We start from the raw sequence: 8,447 nt of genomic DNA, 5'->3' as shown, positions 1-8,447 counted from the left end.
GAGCCGACATCGAGGTGCCAAACCATCCCGTCGATATGGACTCTTGGGGAAGATCAGCCTGTTATCCCCGGGGTACCTTTTATCCGTTGAGCGACACCGCTTCCACTTGCCGGTGCCGGATCACTAGTCCCGACTTTCGTCCCTGCTCGACCTGTCAGTCTCACAGTCAAGCTCCCTTGTGCACTTGCACTCGACACCTGATTGCCAACCAGGCTGAGGGAACCTTTGGGCGCCTCCGTTACATTTTGGGAGGCAACCGCCCCAGTTAAACTACCCACCAGGCACTGTCCCTGAACCAGATCATGGTCCGAGGTTAGAGGTCCAATTCGATCAGAGTGGTATTTCAACAACGACTCCACGATAACTGGCGTCACCGTTTCACAGTCTCCCACCTATCCTACACAAACCGAACCGAACACCAATACCAAGCTGTAGTGAAGGTCCCGGGGTCTTTTCGTCCTGCCGCGCGTAACGAGCATCTTTACTCGTAATGCAATTTCGCCGAGTCTACGGTTGAGACAGCTGAGAAGTCGTTACGCCATTCGTGCAGGTCGGAACTTACCCGACAAGGAATTTCGCTACCTTAGGATGGTTATAGTTACCACCGCCGTTTACTGGGGCTTAAATTCTCAGCTTCGCTCCCGAAGGAACTAACCGGTCCTCTTAACCTTCCAGCACCGGGCAGGCGTCAGTCCGTATACATCGTCTTACGACTTCGCACGGACCTGTGTTTTTAGTAAACAGTCGCTTCTCACTGGTCTCTGCGGCCCCACCCAGCTCAGACAGTACATGTCGTCACCAGACAGGGCCCCCCTTCTCCCGAAGTTACGGGGGCATTTTGCCGAGTTCCTTAACCATAGTTATCTCGATCGCCTTAGTATTCTCTACCTGACCACCTGTGTCGGTTTGGGGTACGGGCCGTGTGAAAGCTCGCTAGAGGCTTTTCTCGGCAGCATAGGATCACTGAATTCGCCTCAATCGGCTACGCATCACGTCTCAGGCTATGTGTGACCCGGATTTGCCTAGGTCACGCCCTACACGCTTACACCAGTATTACCACTGACTGGCTCAGCTACCTTCCTGCGTCACCCCATCGCTTGGCTACTACCAGATCAGGTCCCATGCATCCACCAACTCGAGACCCGAAGGTCTTCTCGTGGCTTCAGGATGGTTAGTATCACTGATTCACCATGGGCGCGTTCACACGGGTACGGGAATATCAACCCGTTGTCCATCGGCTACGCCTGTCGGCCTCGTCTTAGGTCCCGACTCACCCTGGGCGGATTAACCTGGCCCAGGAACCCTTGGTCATTCGGCGGACGAGTTTCTCACTCGTCTTTCGCTACTCATGCCTGCATTCTCACTCGTGTGGCCTCCACGGCTAGGTCACCCTGCCGCTTCCATGGCCACACGACGCTCCCCTACCCATCCACACACCTGCCAGAAAATCCTTGGATCAACTGGGGGCTATTGCGTGAATGCCGCAGCTTCGGTGGTGTACTTGAGCCCCGCTACATTGTCGGCGCAGGATCACTTGACCAGTGAGCTATTACGCACTCTTTCAAGGGTGGCTGCTTCTAAGCCAACCTCCTGGTTGTCTTCGCGACCCCACATCCTTTTCCACTTAGTACACGCTTAGGGACCTTAGCTGGCGATCTGGGCTGTTTCCCTCTCGACTACGAACCTTATCGCCCGCAGTCTCACTGCCGCGCTCTCACTCACCGGCATTCGGAGTTTGGCTGATTTCGGTAAGCTTGTGGGCCCCCTAGACCATCCAGTAGCTCTACCTCCGGTGAGAAACACGCGACGCTGCACCTAAATGCATTTCGGGGAGAACCAGCTATCACGGAGTTTGATTGGCCTTTCACCCCTACCCACAACTCATCCCCTCAGTTTTCAACCTAAGTGGGTTCGGTCCTCCACGACGTCTTACCGTCGCTTCAACCTGGCCATGGGTAGATCACTCCGCTTCGGGTCTAGAGCATGCCACTACGATCGCCCTATTCGGACTCGCTTTCGCTACGGCTACCCCACACGGGTTAACCTCGCGACATGCCACTAACTCGCAGGCTCATTCTTCAAAAGGCACGCCATCACCCCCAGCAGTAAACTGCTCGAAGGCTCTGACGGATTGTAAGCGCACGGTTTCAGGTACTATTTCACTCCCCTCCCGGGGTACTTTTCACCTTTCCCTCACGGTACTAGTCCGCTATCGGTCACCAGGGAGTATTCAGGCTTATCGGGTGGTCCCGACAGATTCACACCAGATTTCACGGGCCCGGTGCTACTTGGGTTTCCATTACAACAGTCACAAAGTTTTCGTGTACGGGATTCTCACCCTCTACGACAGGCCGTTCCAGACCACTTCCACTAACCCTGTGATTTCTTACTGTTGGCCTGCTCGGCAGAACAGACAAAATGAACCCCACAACCCCACGAATGCAACACCTGCCGGCTATCACACACCCATGGTTTAGCCTCTTCCGCTTTCGCTCGCCACTACTCACGGAATCACGGTTGTTTTCTCTTCCTGTGGGTACTGAGATGTTTCACTTCCCCACGTTCCCTCCACACGCCCTATATATTCAGGCGCGGGTAACACGACATCACTCGTGCTGGGTTTCCCCATTCGGACATCCTCGGATCACAGCTCGGTTGACAGCTCCCCGAGGCTTATCGCAGCCTCCTACGTCCTTCATCGGCTCCTGGTGCCAAGGCATCCACCGTACGCTCTTCATTACTTACAACAAAGATGCTCGCGTCCACTGTGCAGTTCTCAAACAACACACAAACAACCACATACACGTTGACACCAACACCCACCAAAGTGGACCGGTATGACAACTGCAGTCATTTGTCGTTACTTCCTAGAGAGGAAACACTCGCGTGTTCTCTCAGGACCCAACAGTATGCCGATATAATTTGTTCTCCCACCAGCACTGAGGCCGGCAGTAACGAAAACGAATGCTTGTCAGCGTCCACCCATGAGCAACCACCGTTCCACATACGGGAACGAAATGGCCTCTGCTTTCCTCAACCACACCTGTGTGCAGCGAGCGAAAGAGATGCTCCTTAGAAAGGAGGTGATCCAGCCGCACCTTCCGGTACGGCTACCTTGTTACGACTTCGTCCCAATCGCCGATCCCACCTTCGACGGCTCCCTCCCACAAGGGGTTAAGCCACCGGCTTCGGGTGTTACCGACTTTCATGACGTGACGGGCGGTGTGTACAAGGCCCGGGAACGTATTCACCGCAGCGTTGCTGATCTGCGATTACTAGCGACTCCGACTTCACGGGGTCGAGTTGCAGACCCCGATCCGAACTGAGACCAGCTTTAAGGGATTCGCTCCACCTCACGGTCTCGCAGCCCTCTGTACTGGCCATTGTAGCATGTGTGAAGCCCTGGACATAAGGGGCATGATGACTTGACGTCGTCCCCACCTTCCTCCGAGTTGACCCCGGCAGTCTCTTACGAGTCCCCACCATAACGTGCTGGCAACATAAGATAGGGGTTGCGCTCGTTGCGGGACTTAACCCAACATCTCACGACACGAGCTGACGACAGCCATGCACCACCTGTATACCGACCACAAGGGGGGCCACATCTCTGCAGCTTTCCGGTATATGTCAAACCCAGGTAAGGTTCTTCGCGTTGCATCGAATTAATCCACATGCTCCGCCGCTTGTGCGGGCCCCCGTCAATTCCTTTGAGTTTTAGCCTTGCGGCCGTACTCCCCAGGCGGGGCGCTTAATGCGTTAGCTACGGCACGGATTCCGTGGAAGGAACCCACACCTAGCGCCCACCGTTTACGGCGTGGACTACCAGGGTATCTAATCCTGTTCGCTACCCACGCTTTCGTTCCTCAGCGTCAGTTACTGCCCAGAGACCCGCCTTCGCCACCGGTGTTCCTCCTGATATCTGCGCATTTCACCGCTACACCAGGAATTCCAGTCTCCCCTGCAGTACTCAAGTCTGCCCGTATCGCCTGCAAGCCAGCAGTTGAGCTGCTGGTTTTCACAAACGACGCGACAAACCGCCTACGAACTCTTTACGCCCAGTAATTCCGGACAACGCTTGCACCCTACGTATTACCGCGGCTGCTGGCACGTAGTTAGCCGGTGCTTCTTCTGCAGGTACCGTCACTTGCGCTTCGTCCCTGCTGAAAGAGGTTTACAACCCGAAGGCCGTCATCCCTCACGCGGCGTCGCTGCATCAGGCTTTCGCCCATTGTGCAATATTCCCCACTGCTGCCTCCCGTAGGAGTCTGGGCCGTGTCTCAGTCCCAGTGTGGCCGGTCACCCTCTCAGGTCGGCTACCCGTCGTCGCCTTGGTAGGCCATTACCCCACCAACAAGCTGATAGGCCGCGGGCCCATCCTGCACCGATAAATCTTTCCACCACCCACCATGCGATAGGAGGTCATATCCGGTATTAGACCCAGTTTCCCAGGCTTATCCCGAAGTGCAGGGCAGATCACCCACGTGTTACTCACCCGTTCGCCGCTCGTGTACCCCGAAAGGCCTTACCGCTCGACTTGCATGTGTTAAGCACGCCGCCAGCGTTCGTCCTGAGCCAGGATCAAACTCTCCGTTGAAGACTCTAGATATCACCAACCCGAAGGCCGGCTAATCAGTCATAGACAAAAAGAGTCAAATCACTAGCAAAAAAACTCAACTAGCAAAAAATGTGTCGGCAACCATTCAGACGGAAGAATGAACAATCACCGACGAAAAATACTCACACCCCGAACATCAGAACCGAAACCCGAAGGCCCGGAACATCATCCGACATGTGAAGTACCAAATTAATTTTGGCACTGACATTCATCGACACACTGTTGAGTTCTCAAAGAACACGCACACACCATCACCACGACCCTATGGCCGCCGCTCCGGGGCAACTTTTCCAGCCTATCCCAACCAAGTCACCGGCGCAAACCGGAACCCCGTCAAGAAAAACTGGATTGTGTTCGCCAGGCACTTCGTACAACCTCGTGTCACTCACCCTCGCAGGTGGGAGTCGGTGTCCGTGTCGCTCTGACCTGGACAAAGTTACGCGAAGATCAACACAACACCAAATCGCCAGGTCAGAGCACTGCGGTCGGTAAACTTCACGGAACCCAGTACCTCTCGGCCAGTTCTTCGACGATCGGATCGCCTTCCTCGGCCTGTTCCAACGCTTCGAGGTCGTCGTTGATCGACACCAACCGGGGATCGTCACCCTCAGCTTCCTGGATCGGGTGCCGACCGTCCTCGGCGAGTTGCCTCAGCAGCTTTTCCTTGACGCGGGCTTTCAACGAATCAGCCATACCGTCAGCATGTGCCGCTCGTGCCCAGTTGTCGAGACCTACTCGTCGTCCTTCTTGCCGAAGACACGTCGTGCCGTCGGAATCAGGATGATCAGCGCGCCGAGCAGAACGATGAGCGAAAAAACCTGCAGTGCCATGTCGACCTCTTACCGTCACGCCGGCGCGAGCCAGCTCCCCCACGGGGTGTTTCGAACAACCGTAAATGCAACGAGAACTCCGAGCACCACGATCGTCACAGTCGGCCGAAGCACGATCATGCGATCCCGCGTGCCTTTCCAACGGCGCACTGTCCAACCGATCCACGCGATCACCAAGACCGCGATAAACGGCACGATCAAGACATTGCTGGACACTGCGGCGCCAAGATCCAGATTAGTCAGGTCGTTGACCGCACGAAGGCCACCACACGCCGGGCACCACAATCCCGTCAACGCGTACATCGGACAAACGCCGTAACTACCCGCGCTGTGGGGATCACGGAAGTGGAGTACCGCGGCGGCCGTCACCGCCACTGCAGCAACTCCGACGGGTGCGGCCAACGCGCGTCGTCGACGTGCGACCGCTTCCAACTCCATGACACCCACTGTAAGAGACCCCGGCAGCGACTAGCGCGCGCGAACGACTACCGACCGGACCACCATGTCGTGCCAGCACTGGCGCTTCGAGTCCCAGAGCGGCCAGAGGTAGTTGAGGAAGCAGGCGCCACCCAGGATCGCCATCATGATCCAACGAAGCAGCGCCATCACCGGGCCGAGAGGTACACCGTCGGACTCCCGAATCACCGAAATTCCCAGCCACTTCTTGCCGAGCGTCTGTCCGGTGTTCCCTTGCCTGAAGACGAGATTCCACACCTCGATCAAGAAGATCGCCAGTATTCCGACGACCATGACGATCACGCCGACCGGATTGCCGCCTTCCGCGCTCACGCTGCCGTCGTCGTATGTGGTCACTTCGGATCCGGAGAACGCGATCACCGCCCCGATGATCGCGAGGATGACACCCGGGAGCGGAACGACAAAGCCGTCGAGGATTGACGCGAGCACGCGAGAGATCCAGGTTGCGTACGGATAGGCGGGCGTCGGCGGCTGATAACCCTGCGGCGGCATCGGCGGCATCTGTCCGTACGGCGGCTGATTCTGCGATGGTTGGCCCGGTCCCCAGTTCTGATCCGACATCGAGGTCTCCCTGTTCAGGCACGTGTTCGCCGACCTCAGGATAAACCGCACATACGCAAGAATGAGAACTAACGACAAGAGCCCCACATCCGGATTTCCGGGTGTGGGGCTCTTGGCCGAGCTGCCTGAGAGAATCGAACTCTCGACCTTTTCATTACGAGTGAAATGCTCTACCGACTGAGCTAAGGCAGCGTGCCTTTCGGCGGTGGCGAGTCTATCTGGTCAACCCCCGGATCGCGAAAACGGGGGTCGGAAAGCGGCTCCGATGGAGGCAACCATCGCATCGAGCGCCCACTGCAACTTGACGTTGAAGTCGACAGCTTCGCGGCATTCGAGCACCGCTTCGATGCACTTGAGCAACCCCTCCGGGGACGTTCGGGCAGCGAGCTCGGCGGCCTGACGGGCCATGTCGGGATGGGTCGCCGTCGACGTCGAACCCAGTGAGTACGAAAGTGCATCCCTGTACATGCCGGCCAGATCGATCAGCGTCCGGTCGAGAAGATCACGGCGGGCCCGGGTGTCGCGCGATTTCTGACGCGCTTCGAGGTCCTTGATCAGACCTGCAGATCCGCGCAGAGTCCCTGCCGTTCCCTTGCCGGTACCACCGCCGCCCAAGGCGACCTTGAGTTCTTCGAGTTCCTGTTCCTTGAGCTCGGCGTAGAACGCCTTGGTGTCGGCCTCGATCGACTTCACCAAATTCTCTGCGGCCTTGTACGCCGTCGACGCCCCGATGGCGTCGGCAGCTAGCCGCAGCGAACGCTGACGCTCGTCCCGTGCGCTCTCGTCAGTGGCGAGACGCCGAGCCCGCCCGACATGTCCACCGCTGATCGATGCGGCGATTCTCGCCCGCTCGGGATCCAGCCCGTCGCGGTCGATCAATACCTGAGCGATCGATTCGACGGACGGCGTCACCAACGGCATGTGCCGGCACCGCGAGCGCAAGGTGACAGACATGTCTTCGGGATCGGTCGTGGGCGCGCAGAGCAGGATGACCGTGCGGTCCGGCGGCTCCTCGACAACCTTCAGGAGGGCGTTGGCCGCGCCTTCGGTCAAACGATCGGCATCCTCGACCACGATGACCTGCCATCGCCCTGTCGTCGGCCGCCGCGAAGCGATGTTGACTATCTCGCGCATGCCTTTGACGCTGATGCTCAGTCCGTCGGGGATGATCCGTCGTACGTCACCGTGGGTGCCGCCCATCGTGGTCGTACACGCATGGCACTCGCCGCACCCTGGTGCACCGTCGGAGGTGCACTGCAGGGCCGCGGCGAAGCAGAGAGCGGCCACCGAACGACCTGAGCCGGGTGGCCCGGTGAAGAGCCACGCGTGAGTCATCTCCGAGCCGCTGGAATCGCCACGAGCCGACAGTGCGGCATCGCGCAGGCTCTGCTCGACGTCGTGCTGACCCACCAGCCGACCGAACACACCTCGTTCGGCCACTTCAGTACTCATGCAAAAACCCTAACCGTCGGCACCGACGAAGCCTTACGAGTCCTTCTTCGCCGGAGCCTTCTTGGCTGCTGCCTTCTTTGCCGGCGCCTTCTTGGCTGCAGTCTTCTTCGCAGCTGCCTTCTTTGCCGGGGCCTTCTTGGCCGCTGCCTTCTTCTTGACCGGGCCGCGCGCACGACGATCAGCCAGCAACTCCGACGCACGAGCATCGGAAATGGATTCGACGTCGTCGTCCTTACGGAGGCTGGCGTTGGTCTCGCCGTCGGTGACGTAGGGACCGAAACGGCCGTCCTTGATCACCATCGGCTTTTCGCTGACCGGATCTACACCCAGCTCACGCAACGGAGGCGTTGCCGACGCCTGACGCCCACGACGCTTCGGCTCGGCGTAGATCTTGAGTGCCTCGTCGAGCGTGACGGTGAACATCTGCTCTTCGTTGGCGAGCGAGCGCGAGTCCGTGCCCTTCTTCAGGTACGGACCGTATCGGCCGTTCTGCGCCGTGATCTCTTCCTTCG

Annotated in this window: 5 protein-coding genes, 1 tRNA gene and 2 rRNA genes; all 8 read right to left on the bottom strand. The window is 58.1% G+C overall.

The genetic code is table 11. The annotated features are described in order from the left end of the window. Positions 1-2,747 (bottom strand): 23S ribosomal RNA (locus ABTX60_RS42775); the annotation flags it as partial. Positions 2,748-3,076: 329 nt separating this feature from the next. Next, positions 3,077-4,594: ribosomal RNA gene (locus ABTX60_RS42770) — 16S ribosomal RNA — on the bottom strand. 516 nt (positions 4,595-5,110) lie between these two features. Beyond that, complete coding sequence (locus tag ABTX60_RS42765; RefSeq protein ID WP_003946112.1) at positions 5,111-5,308, bottom strand: hypothetical protein; 198 nt, start codon at positions 5,306-5,308, stop codon at positions 5,111-5,113. 152 nt (positions 5,309-5,460) lie between these two features. Then, positions 5,461-5,883 carry a DUF2752 domain-containing protein gene (locus ABTX60_RS42760; RefSeq protein ID WP_124566771.1) on the bottom strand — a complete coding sequence of 141 codons (423 nt, stop codon included), beginning with the start codon at positions 5,881-5,883 and terminating at the stop codon, positions 5,461-5,463. A 30-nt stretch (positions 5,884-5,913) separates the two neighbouring features. Then, the gene (locus ABTX60_RS42755) at positions 5,914-6,483 is read right to left on the bottom strand and encodes an RDD family protein (protein ID WP_298776211.1); all 570 of its coding nucleotides are present in this window, start codon (positions 6,481-6,483) and stop codon (positions 5,914-5,916) included. 119 nt (positions 6,484-6,602) lie between these two features. Next, positions 6,603-6,675, bottom strand: a tRNA-Thr gene (locus ABTX60_RS42750). Between the two features lie 30 nt (positions 6,676-6,705). Continuing rightward, positions 6,706-7,935 carry a DNA polymerase III subunit delta' gene (locus ABTX60_RS42745; protein WP_095973514.1) on the bottom strand — a complete coding sequence of 410 codons (1,230 nt, stop codon included), beginning with the start codon at positions 7,933-7,935 and terminating at the stop codon, positions 6,706-6,708. Positions 7,936-7,968: 33 nt separating this feature from the next. Beyond that, on the bottom strand, positions 7,969-8,447 hold a 479-nt coding region (locus ABTX60_RS42740; RefSeq protein ID WP_352102013.1), incomplete at its 5' end, for a topoisomerase C-terminal repeat-containing protein.

The sequence above is a fragment of the Streptomyces sp. NPDC126510 genome (genome assembly GCF_040302345.1).
GTDB lineage: Bacteria > Actinomycetota > Actinomycetes > Streptomycetales > Streptomycetaceae > Streptomyces.
The sequence above is the reverse complement of the archived record's forward strand: the minus strand, read 5'-3'. Positions and strand labels throughout refer to the sequence as shown.